Source organism: Mycobacterium sp. 1482292.6, from assembly GCF_001672995.1.
GTDB classification, from domain to species: Bacteria; Actinomycetota; Actinomycetes; order Mycobacteriales; family Mycobacteriaceae; genus Mycobacterium; species Mycobacterium europaeum_A.
Window position 1 is genome coordinate 1 of sequence record NZ_LZKV01000133.1, and the last position, 16,230, is coordinate 16,230.

General features: G+C 69.8%; 15 protein-coding genes and 1 pseudogene. 12 read left to right on the forward strand and 4 right to left on the reverse strand.

The genetic code is table 11. The features are described from left to right. Both A5624_RS13640 and A5624_RS13645 read right to left on the reverse strand, forming a co-directional pair. Positions 1 to 307 (reverse strand): annotated as a pseudogene (locus A5624_RS13640) (mycothione reductase); the annotation flags it as partial. Between the two features lie 4 nt (positions 308 to 311). Next, positions 312 to 1,319: an alpha/beta hydrolase gene (locus tag A5624_RS13645; RefSeq protein ID WP_066866990.1), complete on the reverse strand. Its 1,008-nt coding sequence runs from the start codon at positions 1,317 to 1,319 to the stop codon at positions 312 to 314. A 159-nt stretch (positions 1,320 to 1,478) separates the two neighbouring features. Here A5624_RS13645 and mqo point away from each other — a divergent pair, with 159 nt between their 5' ends. The 8 genes from mqo (at position 1,479) to A5624_RS13685 (ending at position 12,235) form a co-directional block, all read left to right on the forward strand. Beyond that, positions 1,479 to 3,005: a malate dehydrogenase (quinone) gene (mqo, locus tag A5624_RS13650; protein WP_082990566.1), complete on the forward strand. Its 1,527-nt coding sequence runs from the start codon at positions 1,479 to 1,481 to the stop codon at positions 3,003 to 3,005. Beyond that, positions 3,002 to 3,472, forward strand: a complete 471-nt coding sequence (locus tag A5624_RS13655) for a GNAT family N-acetyltransferase (RefSeq protein ID WP_066866963.1) — start codon at positions 3,002 to 3,004, stop codon at positions 3,470 to 3,472. Before mqo ends, A5624_RS13655 begins: the two co-directional genes overlap by 4 nt. After that, positions 3,469 to 5,328 carry a magnesium chelatase subunit D family protein gene (locus A5624_RS13660; RefSeq protein ID WP_066866965.1) on the forward strand — a complete coding sequence of 620 codons (1,860 nt, stop codon included), beginning with the start codon at positions 3,469 to 3,471 and terminating at the stop codon, positions 5,326 to 5,328. Before A5624_RS13655 ends, A5624_RS13660 begins: the two co-directional genes overlap by 4 nt. A 19-nt stretch (positions 5,329 to 5,347) precedes the next feature. After that, positions 5,348 to 5,962: a cob(I)yrinic acid a,c-diamide adenosyltransferase gene (cobO, locus tag A5624_RS13665; protein WP_066866967.1), complete on the forward strand. Its 615-nt coding sequence runs from the start codon at positions 5,348 to 5,350 to the stop codon at positions 5,960 to 5,962. Next, a complete protein-coding gene (locus A5624_RS13670) occupies positions 5,959 to 7,356 on the forward strand; it encodes a cobyrinate a,c-diamide synthase (RefSeq protein WP_197497865.1) in 1,398 nt (465 codons plus the stop codon). Before cobO ends, A5624_RS13670 begins: the two co-directional genes overlap by 4 nt. Before the next feature lie 119 nt (positions 7,357 to 7,475). Next, positions 7,476 to 8,681 (forward strand): uroporphyrinogen-III C-methyltransferase, encoded by a 1,206-nt coding sequence (gene cobA, locus A5624_RS13675; protein ID WP_066866972.1) that lies wholly within the window; start codon positions 7,476 to 7,478, stop codon positions 8,679 to 8,681. 33 nt (positions 8,682 to 8,714) lie between these two features. Further along, positions 8,715 to 10,322, forward strand: coding sequence for an MFS transporter (locus A5624_RS13680; RefSeq protein WP_066866974.1), 1,608 nt, complete (start codon positions 8,715 to 8,717; stop codon positions 10,320 to 10,322). A 155-nt stretch (positions 10,323 to 10,477) separates the two neighbouring features. Beyond that, positions 10,478 to 12,235, forward strand: a complete 1,758-nt coding sequence (locus A5624_RS13685) for a proline--tRNA ligase (protein WP_066866976.1) — start codon at positions 10,478 to 10,480, stop codon at positions 12,233 to 12,235. Here A5624_RS13685 and A5624_RS13690 read toward each other — a convergent pair. After that, the gene (locus A5624_RS13690) at positions 12,232 to 12,678 is read right to left on the reverse strand and encodes a ferritin-like domain-containing protein (RefSeq protein ID WP_066866978.1); all 447 of its coding nucleotides are present in this window, start codon (positions 12,676 to 12,678) and stop codon (positions 12,232 to 12,234) included. The genes A5624_RS13685 and A5624_RS13690 overlap by 4 nt on opposite strands. Then, positions 12,675 to 13,205: a hypothetical protein gene (locus A5624_RS13695; RefSeq protein WP_066866980.1), complete on the reverse strand. Its 531-nt coding sequence runs from the start codon at positions 13,203 to 13,205 to the stop codon at positions 12,675 to 12,677. Before A5624_RS13695 ends, A5624_RS13690 begins: the two co-directional genes overlap by 4 nt. A gap of 229 nt (positions 13,206 to 13,434) precedes the next feature. Here A5624_RS13695 and rimP point away from each other — a divergent pair, with 229 nt between their 5' ends. From rimP to A5624_RS13715, 4 genes are all read left to right on the forward strand, one after another. After that, complete coding sequence (rimP, locus tag A5624_RS13705) at positions 13,435 to 13,971, forward strand: ribosome maturation factor RimP (protein WP_066866984.1); 537 nt, start codon at positions 13,435 to 13,437, stop codon at positions 13,969 to 13,971. Beyond that, positions 13,968 to 15,023, forward strand: a complete 1,056-nt coding sequence (gene nusA / locus A5624_RS13710) for a transcription termination factor NusA (protein ID WP_066866986.1) — start codon at positions 13,968 to 13,970, stop codon at positions 15,021 to 15,023. The genes rimP and nusA overlap by 4 nt, the downstream gene beginning before the upstream one ends. 195 nt (positions 15,024 to 15,218) lie before the next feature. Then, entirely contained in the window at positions 15,219 to 15,452 is a 234-nt protein-coding gene (locus A5624_RS27430; protein WP_231997697.1) for a YlxR family protein, read from the forward strand. Between the two features lie 108 nt (positions 15,453 to 15,560). Further along, positions 15,561 to 16,230 (forward strand): translation initiation factor IF-2 N-terminal domain-containing protein (locus tag A5624_RS13715; RefSeq protein WP_197518961.1); only part of this gene is annotated, 670 nt, incomplete at its 3' end.

The window sequence follows — 16,230 nt, forward strand, 5'->3', positions numbered from 1 at the left end:
GTGCGGCGTTCCGGTAATCCTCACCGCTGACCCCGATCGGGTCGATGCGCCCGAAGACGCGCGAGACGATGTCGTCCCAGCGCACCCGGTCGATGCGTGCGTCGATGCCGAAACGCGCCGCGCCCCGGATGGTCTGGGCTACCTCTGCGGCGTAGACGAACATCTTCGTCGGGATGCACCCGACGTTCAGGCAGGTGCCACCGAACGTGCCCTCTTCGCAGATCGCCACCCGCTTTTCGGCGAACCGGTCATCGAGAATGCTGTTACCCGAACCGGTTCCGATGATCGCGACGTCGTAAGTCTCCAAGCCGTCACCCCTTTCGCAGCGATGCCGAGGCGTCGTTGTCGGCGCGCAGGTAGCCGTCCAGCCAGAGGTCCAGCTCCCGATAGGCGACTTCGCGTGGCCCCTGCAGCGACAAGAACACGTCGTGCTTGGCGTCGGGCACCGGAACTACGCTGCCGCGGTTGCCGATACAGCCGGCCCAGCGGGCGATCTGGGTGACGTCGAGGACCGCGTCGCCGCGCTGCATGGCCGCCGAATCGGTGCTTTCGTGCACACTGTGGTCCGAGCGCAGGATCAGGTTGGGCACACCGACGTCCAGGCCGCGATGCAGCCGGGCCTGGCCGCGGCGGATGGCGTGCAGCCAACCGAAGGTGATCGGGAAGCCGCCGACCGGTTTCCACTGCAGGTCGTAGTCGAACTCGCCGCCGTAGTCGCGGTGCAACGTGGTGCCGTAGCCACCCTCACCCGGCGAGCGGGCCACCCCCTTGGACCGCACCCGGGACAGGCCCGCGATCAGCGCCACCGTCACGGAATGCCGCAGGATCGGCGGCCCGGGCAACTCCAAGAACGGGCTGTTGAGCACCAGGCCGCGAACGGCCGCGTGGGCGGCCGGGTTTCGTCGGCGCAGCCGGTCCAGCCACAGCGACACGATGAGCCCACCCGCGGAATGCGCGTACACCAGCACCTGGCCGTGTTCTGCGACCGCGGCCAGCGCCTGGTCGAGTTCGGTCTGGTAGTTGGTGAGGTCAGTGATGAAGTGCGGCGTCTGGCCGTCGCGCCGCGACCGCCCACACTTGTGCAGGTCGAGCGCGTAGAAGGTGAAGCCACGGGCCGCGAAATGGTCGGCCAGTTCGGTGTGGAAGAAGTAGTCGGTGTAACCGTGCACCGCGAGCACCGCGCGCCCATCAGGCCGCCGGCCCGACTGCCGGGACTCGGGGCCGCGCCGTATCAGGGTCGCGACGATGTCACCCTCGCCGGCAGGATCGGACCCCAGGACGATGGTGCGCTGCCAATAACCGGGGAGGACATCGGGCACCCAGCCGGTCGCTTCGCCGGTCACCCCGCCAGTCGCCCCGCCTTTCACCAAGCCAGCTTAGAGCTTTTGCTGGCCACGGGGTGCCGCACGCCGTTCGCGGCGACATGGCCTCGGGATAACCTGAGGATCGGCCCAGCCAAGGGAAGGACCAGCAAGCCGGTGTCAGCGCTAGCCACAACCACGCGGACGGACGTCGTGCTGGTGGGCGCAGGCATCATGAGCGCGACGCTGGGAGCGTTGCTGCGCCGGCTGCAGCCGGACTGGTCGATGACCTTCGTGGAGCGCCTGGACGCCGTCGCCGCCGAGAGCAGCAGCCCCTGGAACAACGCCGGCACCGGGCATTCGGCGCTGTGCGAGCTGAACTACACGCCACAGCGCGCCGACGGCTCGATCGACATCAGCAAAGCGGTGCGCATCAACGAGCAATTCCAGGTGACCCGCCAGTTCTGGGCCTACGCCGTCGAGAACGGCATCCTGACCGACCGAGGATTCCTCACCGCGATCCCGCACGCGAGCTTCGTGCGCGGCGCGCAGCGCGTCGACTACCTCCGGCGACGGCAACGGGCCCTGGCGCCCAACCCGCTGTTCGCCGGCATCGAATTGATCGAGGACCCCGGTGAGTTCGCCCGCCGGCTACCGTTCATGTCCGCCGGGCGCGACTTCTCCGAACCGACGGCGCTGAACTGGGCCGCCCACGGCACCGACGTCGACTTCGGTGCCCTGTCACGACAACTCGTCGGGTTCTGCGTGCGCGGCGGCGCGACCGCGTTGTTCGGTAACGAGGTCCGCAACCTGTCCCGCCAGCCCGACGGCACCTGGACGCTGCTGGTCCGCAACCGGCGCACCGGCGAAAAGCACCGGCTGAACGCCAAATTCGTCTTCGTCGGGGCCGGCGGTGACGCGCTGCCGCTATTGCAGAAGTCCGGCATCGGCGAGGTGAGAGGTTTCGCGGGATTCCCGATCGGCGGGCGGTTCCTGCGCGCCGACAACCCGGCGCTGACGGCCGCGCACCGCGCCAAGGTATACGGCGCGCCCGCGCCGGGCGCCCCGCCGCTGGGTGCGCTGCATCTCGACCTGCGCTATGTCAACGGCAAGCCGTGGCTGGTGTTCGGCCCGTACGCCGGCTGGTCGCCGAAGTTCTTGAAACACGGCCACTTCACCGATCTGCCCCGTTCGGTCAAGCCGAACAACCTGGCCTCCCTGGTCGGCGTCGGCATCACGCAGCTGACGCTGGTCAGGTACCTGGTCGGCCAGCTGCGGCTGTCCGTCCCGGACCGGCTGCGCATGCTGCGCGAATTCGCCCCCGGCGCACAGGGTTCGGATTGGGAGCCGACGGTGGCCGGTCAGCGGGTGCAGGTGATTCGGCGGGACAAACGCAAGGGCGGGGTGCTCGACTTCGATACCACGGTGGTGGGTGCGGCCGACGGAAGCATCGCGGGCCTGCTCGGCGGCTCTCCGGGGGCGTCGACCGCCGTGCCGATCATGCTCGGTGTGCTGGAACGCTGTTTTGCCACCCGCTTTCAGTCGTGGCTGCCCGCGCTCAAAGAGATGGTCCCGTCGCTGGGGGCGACGCTGTCGGATGAGCCGGCGCTGTACGACGAAGTCTTTTCCTGGGGAACGCGGGTTTTGGGGTTGAGCGATGCGGGCGTAGCTCCCGCAAGCGATGAGGAGGAGCGGCGCCAGTGACAGAAGCACTGCGACGTATTTGGGCTAAAGATCTTGACGCTCAAACACTTTACGAGTTACTCAAGCTGAGGGTGGAGGTATTCGTCGTCGAACAGGCGATCCCGTATCCGGAACTGGACGGGCGGGACCTGCTGGCCGAAACCCGGCACTTCTGGCTGGAAACGCCGGACGGCGAGGTGATCTCCACCCTGCGGCTGATGGAGGAGCACGCCGGGGGTGAAAAGGCGTTCCGGATCGGGCGACTGTGTACAAAACGCAATGCGCGCGGTCAGGGCCACACCACCCGGCTGCTGCGCGCGGCGCTGGCCGAGGTGGCTGACTACCCGTGCCGGATCAACGCGCAGACGTATCTGGCGGAGATGTACGCCCAGCACGGATTCGTGCGCGACGGCGACGATTTCCTTGACGACGGCGTTCCGCACGTGCCCATGCTGCGGCCCGGTTCGGGATTGGCGGCAAAACGGTGAAGCCCTACCCGTTCAGCGCGATCGTCGGGCACGATCAGCTGCGCCTGGCGCTCTTGCTGTGCGCCGTGCGCCCGGAGATCGGCGGCGCGCTGATCCGCGGCGAGAAGGGCACCGCCAAGTCGACGGCGGTGCGCGGCCTCGCGGCATTGCTGTCCGACGCCACCGGCAGCGACGCCGGGCTGGTCGAAATGCCGCTCGGGGCAACCGAAGACCGCGTGATCGGCTCGCTGGATCTGCAGCGGGTGCTGCGCGACGGCGAGCACGCGTTCTCGCCGGGCCTGCTGGCCCGGGCACACGGCGGGGTGCTGTACGTCGACGAGGTCAACCTGCTGCATGACCACCTGGTCGACGTGCTCCTCGACGCCGCGGCGATGGGCCGGGTGCACATCGAACGCGACGGCATCTCCCACTCGCATGAGGCCCGGTTCGTGTTGATCGGCACCATGAATCCTGAAGAGGGCGAACTGCGTCCGCAACTGCTGGATCGGTTCGGGCTCACCGTCGACGTCCACGCCTCGCGCGACGTCGACGTGCGGGTGCAGGTCATCCGGCAGCGGATGGCCTACGAGGCCGACCCGGAGGGTTTCGCCGCGCGCTACGCCGACGCCGACGCCGAGCTGGCCCGGCGCATCGCCGCGGCGCGCGCGCTCGTCGACGATGTGGTGTTGCCCGACAACGAATTACGGCGCATCGCGGCGCTGTGCGCGGCGTTCGACGTCGACGGGATGCGCGCCGATCTGGTGGTGGCCCGCACCGCCGTCGCGCATGCCGCCTGGCGCGGCGCGGACACCGTCGCGGAATCCGACATCCGGGTGGCCGCCGAACTGGCGTTGCCGCATCGGCGCCGCCGCGACCCGTTCGACGACCCGGGCATCGACCGCGACCAGCTGGACGAGGCCCTGGCGCGGGCCGGTTCCGACCCTGACCCCGACTCCAACCCCGAACCCGATCCCGACCCGCCCGGCGGTGGTCAGTCCACCGACGCGGAAGGAACTGCGTCGCAACAGAACTCGGCACGGGACGGCAAGCCGGCCCCGCCAAAGACGAGACCCAGTGCGCCGCCGTCGAAAACCTTTCCCACCCGCGCGCTGCGGGTTCCCGGTGTCGGCGAGGGCGCGCCCGGGCGGCGGTCCCGGGCCCGCAACGCCAGCGGCAGCGTCATCGCCGCCACCGACGCCGATGACGCGAGCTGCGGCGGCCACGGACTGCACCTGTTCGCCACCCTCCTGTCCGCCGCCGAGCGCGCCGGTTCCGGGCCGTTGCGGCCCCAGCCCGACGATCTGCGCCGCGCCGTGCGCGAGGGCCGCGAAGGCAATCTGGTGATCTTCGTCGTGGACGCGTCGGGTTCGATGGCCGCCCGCGATCGCATGGCCGCGGTCGGCGGCGCCACACTGTCGCTGCTGCGCGACGCGTATCAGCGGCGCGACAAGGTCGCCGTGATCACGTTCCGCCACCAGGAGGCGCGGCTGCTGTTGCCGCCGACCTCGTCGGCGCACATCGCCGGGCGGCGACTGGCGCGGTTCGACACCGGCGGCAAGACCCCGCTGGCCGAGGGCCTGCTGGCCGCGCGCGAGCTCATCGTGCGGGAGAAGGCCCGCGACCGGGCGCGGCGTCCCCTGGTGGTGGTGCTGACCGACGGCCGGGCCACCGCCGGGCCGGATCCGTTGGGCCGCACCCGGATCGCGGCGGCGAGGCTGGTCGCCGAGGGCGTGGCCGCCGTGGTGGTCGACTGCGAGACGTCCTTTGTGCGGCTGGGCCTGGCCGGGCAACTGGCCCGCCAGCTGGCCGCACCGGCGATCCGGCTGGAGCAGCTGCACGCCGATTCCCTGACGCGCGCGGTGCGCGACGCGGCCTGAGCGAAAGGGTTAAACGCTTATGCCACAGGGTGTTCCATTGCAGGTTCCCGATGACGGCCTGACCACGCGGGCGCGGCGCCACACGCCCGTGCTGGCTGTGCACACCGGCGCCGGCAAGGGAAAGTCCACGGCCGCATTTGGAATGGCGTTGCGGGCCTGGAACGCCGGCCTGTCGGTCGCGGTGTTTCAGTTCGTCAAAAGCGCCAAGTGGAAGGTGGGCGAGGAGGCGGTCTTCGGTCAGCTGGGCCAACTGCACGACCAGCACGGGATCGGTGGTTGTGTGGAATGGCACAAGATGGGCGCGGGCTGGTCCTGGACCCGCAAGGCGGGCAGCGACGTCGATCACGCGGCGGCCGCGGCCGACGGCTGGGCGGAGATCGCGCGCCGGCTGGTCGATCAGCGCCACGACTTCTACGTGCTGGACGAGTTCACCTATCCGCTGAAGTGGGGTTGGGTGGACGTCCACGAGGTGGTGCGGGCGCTGGCGGCGCGACCCGGTCATCAGCACGTGGTCGTCACCGGACGCGACGCCCCGCAGAGCCTGATCGACGCGGCCGACCTGGTGACCGAGATGGCGAAGGTCAAGCATCCGATGGACGTAGGACGCAAGGGGCAGAAGGGCATCGAGTGGTGAGTGTTCCCGCGGTGGTCATCGCCGCCCCAGCCTCGGGCAGCGGAAAGACCACGCTGGCAACGGGTTTGATCGGTGCCTTGCGGCAGGCGGGCCACGCGGTGGCGCCGTTCAAGGTGGGCCCGGACTTCATCGATCCCGGCTATCACGGCCTCGCCGCCGGCCGCCCCGGCCGCAACCTCGACCCGGTGCTGGTGGGGGAGGGTCTGATCGGCCCGCTGTACGCCCACGGCGCGCGTGGCGCGGACATCGCCGTGGTCGAAGGGGTGATGGGGCTGTTCGACGGCCGGATCGGGTCCGCTGCAACCACTCCCGCGGCGGGCTCGACGGCCCACGTGGCAGGCCTGCTGGCTGCACCCGTCGTTCTGGTCGTCGATGCGCGCGGGCAGAGCCAGAGCGTCGCCGCGCTGCTGCATGGCTTTTCCACTTTTGACACCGGTACCCGCGTGGCCGGGGTGATCCTGAACCGGGTCGGATCGGCCCGGCACGAGCAGGTGTTGCGGCAGGCCTGCGAGCACGCCGGCGTCCCGGTGCTGGGCGCCATTCCTCGGGTGGCCGAATTGGAGCTGCCCACAAGGTATTTGGGACTTGTCACCGCGGTGGAGTACGGGCAGCGGGCGCGGCTGGCGGTGGAGGCGATGACCGATTTGGTCGCTCGCCACGTCGACCTGGCGGCGGTCGTTACCGCCGCCGCAAGCCGGGTCGCGCAACCGCCCTGGGATCCGGCGGCGGTGGTCGGGGAGACGCCCGCCGGGCGTGCCACTGTCGCGATGGCGGCGGGCAAGGCATTCAGTTTCGGCTACGCAGAACACCGGGAACTGCTGGCCGCCGCCGGCGCCGATGTGGTCGAATTCGACCCGCTCGTCGACGCGTTGCCCAACGGCGCCGATGCGGTGTTGCTGCCCGGCGGTTTTCCCGAACAGTTCACCGCGGAGCTCTCGGCCAACGACGTCGTCCGCCGGCAGATCAAGGAGCTGGCCGCCGCGGGGGCGCCGATACACGCCGAGTGCGCGGGGCTGATCTACCTGGTCTCCGACCTCGACGGCCATCCGATGTGTGATGTGCTGGCCGGGCGGGCGCAATTCACGTCGCAGCTGACCCTGGCGTATCGCGATGCCGTCGCCGTGGCGGATTCGTCGTTGCACGCCGCGGGCCAGCGGGCGGTAGGGCACGAATTTCACCGCACCACAGTCACATTCAGCGACGATTATCAGCCGGCCTGGATGTACCGGGTCGACGGAGCCGCCCAGGGGAGCGCCGCCGTGCGTGACGGCGCCGTGCACGCCGGGGTGCACGCGTCTTATCTGCACACCCACCCGGCGGCCGCGCCGGAGGCGGTGGCGCGCTTCGTGGCACACGCTGACTCCCGGCTTCGCCGCGCTAGCGATCGCCACTAGATCGATGGTGGCGACCCGCGGCGCCCGGCTTCGCCGCGCTAGCGATCGCCACTAGATCGATGGTGGCGACCCGCGGCGCCCGGCTCCGCCGCGCTAGCGATCGCCACTAGGCTTGCCGGGTGACCGAGAGCGCCTACCTTGTTGGGCTGCGGCTGACCGGCAAGAAGGTCGTCGTGGTCGGCGGCGGCACCGTTGCCCAGCGCCGGTTACCCTTGCTCATCTCCAGCGGCGCCGACGTCCACGTCATCTCCCGCAGCGCCACCCGGTCGGTCGAGGCGATGACGGGAATCACACTGGCACTGCGCGAATACCGCGACGGCGACCTCGACGGAGCCTGGTATGCGATCGCGGCCACCGACGACCCGCGCGTGAACGAGGCCGTGGTCGCCGAGGCCGAACGGCGCCGCATCTTCTGCGTTCGCGCCGACGTCGCCGTTGAGGGGACCGCCGTCACCCCAGCATCTTTCGACTACGCGGGGCTGTCGGTCGGCGTGCTGGCCGGTGGCGAGCACCGCCGGTCGGCGGCGATCCGCTCGGCCATCCGCGAGGCGCTGCAGACCGGGCTCATCACGCCCGAGAGCCCAGTGGGCTCCGACGTCGTCAAGGGCGGCGTCGCGCTGGTCGGCGGCGGGCCCGGCGACCCCGAACTCATCACCGTGCGCGGCCGCCGCCTGCTGGCCCAGGCCGACGTCGTGGTCGCCGACCGGCTGGCGCCACCGGAACTGCTCGCGGAACTGCCCCCGCACGTCGAAGTCATCGACGCCGCCAAGATCCCGTATGGGCGGGCGATGGCCCAGGATGCGATCAACGACGTGATGATCGAGCGCGCCCGCGCCGGCAGCTTCGTAGTTCGCCTGAAGGGCGGGGACCCCTTCGTGTTCGCTCGCGGCTACGAAGAGGTGCTGGCGTGCGCCGAGGCCGGGATTTCGGTGACCGTGGTGCCGGGTGTGACGAGCGCCATAGGAGTGCCCGCTTTAGCGGGCGTCCCGGTCACTCATCGGGCGATAAATCACGAGTTCGTGGTGGTCAGCGGGCATCTCCCACCCGGTCATCCCGAATCGTTAGTGAATTGGGATGCGCTGGCCGCAATGTCCGGCACCATTGTTTTGCTGATGGCCGTCGAGCGCATCGAACTTTTCGCCGAGGCGCTCCTCAAAGGCGGCCGACCTGCGGATACTCCGGTGTTGATCGTTCAGCATGGAACGACCGCAGCTCAACACACTTTGCGGGCTACCCTCGCCGACACGCCCGAAAAGATCCGCGCCGACGGTATCCGACCTCCGGCGATCATCGTGATCGGCGCTGTGGCGGCTTTCGGGCTTTAAACGGTTCTTAAGATTACTGTAAGGTAACCCTTTATGACGGCTCTCAACGATGCAGAGCGCGCGGTGCAGAATCTTGCCTCGGCGCGCCCCGATCGTCCGGCCCCGGTGCGCGCGGCGGAGACCACCGCGAAAGCCCCGGCGGAGACCGCCTCAACGCGCATCAGCAAGTACTATCCGGCGTGGCTGCCCTCGCGGCGCTTCATCGCGGCCGTCATCGCCATCGGCGGCATGCAACTGCTCGCGACCATGGACAGCACCGTCGCCATCGTCGCGCTCCCCAAGATCCAAAACGAGCTGAGCCTGTCCGACGCCGGCCGCAGCTGGGTGATCACCGCCTACGTGCTGACGTTCGGCGGGCTGATGCTGCTCGGCGGTCGTCTCGGCGACACCATCGGGCGCAAGCGAACCTTCATCGTCGGTGTCGCGCTGTTCACCATCTCCTCCGTGCTGTGCGCGGTCGCCTGGGACGAGGCGACCATGGTCATCGCGCGGCTGTCGCAGGGCGTCGGTTCCGCCATCGCCTCACCGACCGGCCTGGCGCTGGTGGCCACCACCTTCCCCAAGGGGCCGGCCCGTAACTTCGCGACCGCGGTGTTCGCCGCGATGACGGCGGTCGGTTCGGTGATGGGCCTGGTCGTCGGCGGGGCGCTTACCGAGGTGTCCTGGCGGCTGGCGTTCCTGGTGAACGTGCCGATCGGCTTGGTGATGATGTACCTGGCCCGCACCGCACTGCGGGAGACCAACCGCGAGCGGATGAAGCTCGACGCCACCGGGGCCATACTGGCCACCTTGGCCTGCACCGCGGCCGTATTCGCCTTTTCGATGGGGCCGGAAAAGGGCTGGATGTCGATCACCACCATCGGCTCGGGCGTGGTGGCGCTGGGTGCCGCGCTGGCCTTCGTCATCGTGGAGCGCACCGCCGAGAACCCCGTCGTTCCGTTCGGCCTGTTCCGTGATCGCAACCGGCTGGTCACCTTCACCGCCATCTTCCTGGCCGGCGGGCTGATGTTCAGCCTGACCGTGTGCATCGGCTTGTACGTGCAGGACATCCTCGGTTACAGCGCGCTGCGCGCCGGCGTCGGCTTCATCCCGTTCGTCATCGCGATGGGCATCGGCCTCGGCGTCTCCTCGCAGCTGGTGTCCCGGTTCTCCCCGCGGGTGCTGACCATCGGCGGCGGGATCCTGCTGTTCTGGGCGATGTTGTTCGGCTGGGCGTTCATGCACCGCGGGGCTGCTTACTTCCCCAACCTGGTGCTGCCCATCGTGGTCGGTGGCATCGGCATCGGCATGGCCGTCGTTCCCCTCACGCTGTCGGCCATCGCCGGTGTGGGCTTCGATCAGATCGGACCGGTATCGGCCGTCACGCTGATGCTGCAGAGCCTGGGTGGGCCGCTGGTGCTGGCCGTCGTCCAGGCGGTGATCACCTCGCGGACGCTGTATATGGGCGGCACCACCGGCCCGGTCAAGTTCATGAACGATGCGCAGTTGGCCGCGCTGGACAACGGCTACACCTACGGGCTGCTCTGGCTGGCCGGGGTGGCCGTCATCGTCGGCGGCGCGGCGCTGTTGATCGGCTACACCCCCGACCAGGTTGCGCACGCGCAAGAGGTCAAGGAAGCGATGGACGCCGGGGAGCTGTAGCTCACCGCAGGCGGGTTCGCAGTCGCCGCTAGGCCCGATGGCGGTGACCCACCGCGCCCGGCTTCGTTGGGCTGTATCTGATTGCCCGGCTCCTCAGCGGGCCGATGCGGCCCGCATCGTCGCCGAGCGCCAAGTCACCGCTAGGCTAGCCCGCTGTGATCACCCGGATGTCCCAATTGTTTTTGCGCACCTTGCGCGACGATCCCGCCGACGCCGAAGTCGCCAGCCACAAGCTGCTGATCCGGGCCGGCTACATCCGGCCCGTCGCGCCCGGCCTGTACAGCTGGTTGCCGCTCGGATTACGGGTGCTGCGCCGCATCGAGCGCATCGTCCGTGACGAGATGAATGCCATTGGCGGACAGGAGATCCTGTTTCCCGCGCTGCTGCCACGCGCGCCGTACGAGACGACGAACCGGTGGACGGAGTACGGCGACTCGGTGTTTCGGCTGCAGGATCGCCGCGGCAATGACTTCCTGCTGGGCCCCACCCACGAAGAGCTGTTCACCCTGACCGTCAAAGGTGAGTACAGCTCCTACAAAGACTTTCCGGTCCTGCTCTATCAGATCCAGAACAAGTATCGCGACGAGGCGCGGCCGCGGGCCGGCATCCTGCGGGTCCGGGAGTTCGTGATGAAGGACTCCTATTCGTTCGACATCGACGACGCCGGACTCAAGGCCGCCTATCACGCGCACCGGGAGGCCTATCAGCGCATCTTCGCGCGCCTTCAGGTGCGCTACGTCATCGTCTCCGCGGTATCGGGGGCCATGGGCGGCAGCGCGTCGGAGGAGTTTCTGGCCGAAAGCGCCGTCGGGGAGGACACCTTCGTGCGGTGCCTGGAATCCGGCTACGCGGCCAACGTCGAGGCCGTCATCACCGCGCGCCCGGAGGCGCAGCCGATCGACGGGCTGCCCGAGGCGGTGGTGCACGACACGGGTGACACCCCGACCATCGCCACGCTGGTGGACTGGGCCAACCGCGCGGACCTGGGCCGCGCCGTCACCGCGGCCGACACGTTGAAGAACGTGCTGCTCAAGGTGCGTCAGCCCGGCGGGGAGTGGGAGCTGCTGGCCATCGGGGTGCCGGGTGACCGCGAGGTCGACGACAAACGGCTGGGCGCGGCGCTGGAACCGGCTGAATACGCGTTGCTCGACGACGCCGACTTCGCCAAGTATCCCTTCCTGGTGAAGGGATATATCGGCCCGAAAGGCTTGCAGGACAACGGGGTTCGCTACCTGGTCGACCCCCGGGTGGTGGACGGCACCAGCTGGATCACCGGGGCCGATGCGCCCGGGCGGCACGTCGTCGGGCTGGTCGCCGGCCGGGACTTCACCGCCGACGGCACCATCGAGGCCGCCGAGGTGCGCGACGGCGACCCCTCACCGGACGGCGCGGGTCCGCTGGTCTCGGCGCGTGGCATCGAGGTGGCGCACATCTTCCAGCTCGGCCGCAAATACACCGACGCCTTCACCGCCGACGTGCTCGGTGAGGACGGCAAGCCGGTCCGGCTGACCATGGGCTCCTACGGGCTCGGGGTGTCACGGATGGTGGCCGTCATCGCCGAGCAGCACCACGACGAACTGGGCCTGCGCTGGCCGTCGGCGGTCGCCCCGTTCGACGTGCATCTGGTGATCGCCAACAAGGACGCGGAGGCGCGTACCGGCGCCACCAACCTGGCCGACGAGCTGGACCGGTTGGGCGTCGAAGTGGTGCTCGACGACCGCCAGGCCTCACCCGGCGTGAAGTTCAAGGACGCCGAACTGCTCGGCGTGCCCTGGATCGTCGTGGTGGGCCGGGGCTGGGCGGACGGCGTGGTGGAGCTGCGCGACCGCTTCGGCGGCGAAACCCGCGAACTGGCCACCGGGCCGTCACTGGCCGCCGACATCGCGGCGGCCTGCTCGCCGAACAGGGGTTAGTCGTTGCCCCCGGGGAAGCTCGTCGTGATGGGCCAGGCGCCTAGCACGCGGCTCCACCGGGCGCCCATGACCGCGCTCTGCACCAGGGCCGTCGCGGCGAACGCGCGGTCGGCGCCGCTCTCGGCGTGCTCGGCGACGACGCGCCACGCCCCCGCGCCGTCGTTCTCCATCCGCGCGGCCAGGCGCGCGGCGTCGGCCGGGCCGCCGACCACCAGTGGCAGCTGGTAGCCCGCCGCGGCGACGGGAACGGTCACCTTGCGGGCATTGAGCATCGCGATGACGTCGTCACGGCGCTGGCGGTGCTGCGCGAGGGCCTCTACGACCATGTCGTTCACGCTGGGCGGGGACAGCGCCGAGACGATGCCGTAGCCGTAGATCGTCGAGTGCTCGATGGCCAGCGCGTCGCACAGCGCCGTGTTGTCGGCATCCTTGCCGGAGGTCATATCGACGGCCCCCCGGGCACGAGCGCGACCGTGTACGAGGCAGTGCAGGAGGCGGCGATCGAGGCCAGCAACCCGGCCCGATAGCCCGACTCGGTGCCCACCAGGCGGGTGGCGCTGTCGGCCGAGGCCCGCAGCGCGTTGATGACGTCGGACACCGGCGGCGGAGGCGGTGGCGGGCCGGCCGGCTGGGCCTGGCCCGGGTTGGGCGTCTCGCTCGTGGGGGAGGTGGCGAGCTTGCCGGCCGCGCGCGAGATCTCCGCGGACAGCGCGCGGGCATGCGCGGCGCGCTGGCTCGCCACCACGGTCAACGCGGCGGCGACCTGAGGCGGGTTCCCGATGGCCGCTGCGGCGGCACCCGCCAGCGCGCTGTCGTGCCGGGCCTGATCCAGCGGCCCCAGCAATTGCTCGACCGGCGGCGGTTTGGGCGCGGACTTGCCGCAGGCGGACACCACCGCCCCGAGCGCAGCCAAAGCCGCACCACCGGCGAGCACATCTCGCCTGTTGACGAACGGAACTGCGCTAGGCACAAAGACATCCTGCCATCGGCGCGCAGCCGGGCAAGATGCCAGGACGCGATCACGCCGTCAACCGCGATTCCTGGCGTATCGTGGATAGCTGGTTCTCGCAGAGGGCGGCCGCCGACAGCAACGGTCAGCAACGGGCGTTCCTCTGCCGGGACACCGGAAGCCGCCTGCGAAGCCCTCGGGGCGCCGACATCCGCCAGATGACCGGACAACTCAAGATGAGGAGCTCGCCGTGACCACCGGGCTACCGTCGCAGACGCAGGTGATCGAGCTACTCGGTGGAGAGTTTGCGCGCGCCGGATTCGAGATCGAAGACGTGGTCATCGACGCCCGGACCCGCCCCCCGCGAATCATGGTGATCGCCGACGGCGACAACGGCCTCGATCTGGACACGGCGGCTACGTTGTCCCGCTCGGCATCGGCACTGCTCGACGGCCTGGACACCATCGGCGACCAGTACGTGCTCGAGGTCTCCTCGCCCGGCGTGGACCGCCCGCTGACCAGCGCGAAGCACTTCCGCCGGGCCCGCGGCCGCAAGGTCGACGTCGTCCTGTCGGACGGATCGACGCTGACCGGCCGGGTCGGCGAGACGGGCGATGACGCGGTCGCACTGGTGGTGCGCGCGGGCCGGGATCTGGCGGTACGCCAGATCCCACTCGCCGACATCGTCAAAGCTGTTGTCCAAGTGGAGTTTGCGCCCCCTAACCAAGCGGAGCTGGAACTGGCGACCACGGGTCAGGCCCAAAGGACGGAGGAGCGGCGCCTATGAACATCGACATGGCCGCGCTGCATGCCATCGAGGTGGACCGCGGCATCTCGGTCAACGAGCTGCTCGAGACGATCAAATCGGCGCTGCTCACCGCCTACCGGCACACCGAAGGCCACCAGAACGACGCGCGGATCGAGATCGACCGCAAAACCGGTGTCGTGAAGGTGATGGCCCGGGAGACCGACGAAGACGACAACGTCATCAGCGAATGGGACGACACCCCCGAGGGTTTCGGCCGCATCGCCGCCACCACCGCCCGTCAGGTCATGCTGCAGCGGTTCCGGGACGCCGAAAACGAGCGGACCTACGGCGAGTTCTCCACCCGCGAGGGCGAGATCGTCGCCGGCGTCATCCAGCGCGACAGCCGGGCCAACGCGCGTGGCCTGGTGGTGGTCCGGATGGGCACCGAGACGAAGGCCTCCGAGGGCGTGATCCCGGCGGCCGAGCAGGTCCCCGGGGAAAGCTACGAACACGGCAACCGGGTGCGGTGCTACGTCATCGGGGTGACCCGCGGGGCCCGCGAGCCGCTGATCACGCTGTCGCGGACCCACCCCAACCTGGTCCGCAAGTTGTTCTCGCTGGAGGTCCCCGAGATCGCCGACGAGTCCGTCGAGATCGTGGCGGTGGCGCGGGAGGCCGGCCATCGGTCCAAGATCGCGGTGAAGTCCAACCTGCCCGGCCTGAACGCCAAGGGCGCCTGCATCGGTCCGATGGGGCAGCGGGTCCGCAACGTGATGAGCGAGCTCTCCGGCGAGAAGATCGACATCATCGACTACGACGAGGACCCTGCCCGCTTCGTCGCCAATGCGCTGTCGCCGGCGAAGGTGGTGTCGGTGTCGATCATCGACCAGGCCGCCCGCGCCGCCCGGGTGGTGGTGCCCGACTTCCAGTTGTCCTTGGCCATCGGCAAGGAAGGCCAGAACGCGCGCCTGGCGGCCCGGCTCACCGGGTGGCGCATCGACATCCGCGGCGACTCGCCCGCCGGGGCGGGCGGGCATCCGGAGAGCCAGTCCGAACACGGCGCCACCCACGGAATGGCCCGCGACCGCTAGCGGTCCGGCCGGGTCGCGCCGGCGCATGCTCGGGCGGTTCTGAGCTTCGATCCGGTGACGCTAGACTGAGCCGTGATCCAGCGCGAACTTTCGGCTCCCGAAATCACGTCGCACCGTCATGCGGGTGGACCCGTACGGACGTGCGTCGGGTGCCGGAAGCGAGAGCTGGCCGTCGAGTTGCTTCGAGTGGTGGCTGTGCCGAACGGGAACGGCGAATTCGCCGTGATCGTTGACACAGGCAAGAGCCTGCCGGGGCGGGGTGCATGGCTGCATCCCGGGCCGCAGTGCGCGCAACAGGCAATCCGGCGGCGGGCATTCACCAGAGCGCTGCGCATCACCGGTTCACCGGATACATCCGCGGTGGTCGAGCACGTAGAGTTCCTGGGAGTCTCTAAATGCGCCCGATCTACCCGGCAACAGAACAGGTAGCAAAGAACATGAGCACACCGTGAAGTCCCGATGATTCGCATTCCTATGCGTTACAGCTAATTCCCGAGGCGCGGCCCCACGACTGTCGCCTCATAGACAGGAGATGTAGTGGCAGGTAAGGCCCGCGTACACGAGTTGGCTAAGGAACTCGGTGTCACCAGCAAGGAAGTCCTCGCCCGACTGAATGATCAGGGCGAATTCGTTAAATCAGCATCGTCGACGGTAGAAGCTCCGGTTGCTCGCCGGCTGCGCGAATCCTTCGGCGGCGGCAAGTCCGCCGAGAAGGCCCCCGCGAAAGCCGCGGCACAGGGCGGGGCCAAGGCGCCCGCCGCCAAGTCCCCCGACAGATCGCTCGACAAGGCCCTCGACAGCGCCATCGGCACCGCGGGCGGCAACGGCGAAGCGACCGCGACGCCCGCCAAGCCCGCCGCGCCCCAGGCCTCCGCGGCCGCGCTAACCGAGGCCCCGGCCCGTCCGGGCCCGGCCCCGGCCCGGCCCTCCGCCCCGGCCCCGGGACAGCCCAAACCACCCGCGCCCGGGCAGGCCGCCGGCCAGGCGCCGCGCCCCGGCGCGACGCCGGGCCCGCGTCCGGGCCCGATGCCCAAGCCCCGCGCCCCGCGCGTCGGCAACAACCCCTTCTCGTCGGCGCAACCCGTCGACCGGCCCATCCCGCGCCCGCAGGCGCCGCGTCCCGGGCCGCCCCGCCCCGGCGCGCCCCGGCCCGGCGGCGCATCGCCGGGCGACATGCCGTCACGACCGCCGGGGCCACCGGGACGGC

Coding starts and splice junctions, on each gene's coding strand:
- A5624_RS13690 (WP_066866978.1), bottom strand. CDS start 12,678: ATGACCTCCGGCAAGGATGCCGACAACACGGCGCTGTGCGACGCGCTG.
- nusA (WP_066866986.1), top strand. CDS start 13,968: ATGAACATCGACATGGCCGCGCTGCATGCCATCGAGGTGGACCGCGGC.
- A5624_RS13680 (WP_066866974.1), top strand. CDS start 8,715: ATGACGGCTCTCAACGATGCAGAGCGCGCGGTGCAGAATCTTGCCTCG.
- cobO (WP_066866967.1), top strand. CDS start 5,348: ATGCCACAGGGTGTTCCATTGCAGGTTCCCGATGACGGCCTGACCACG.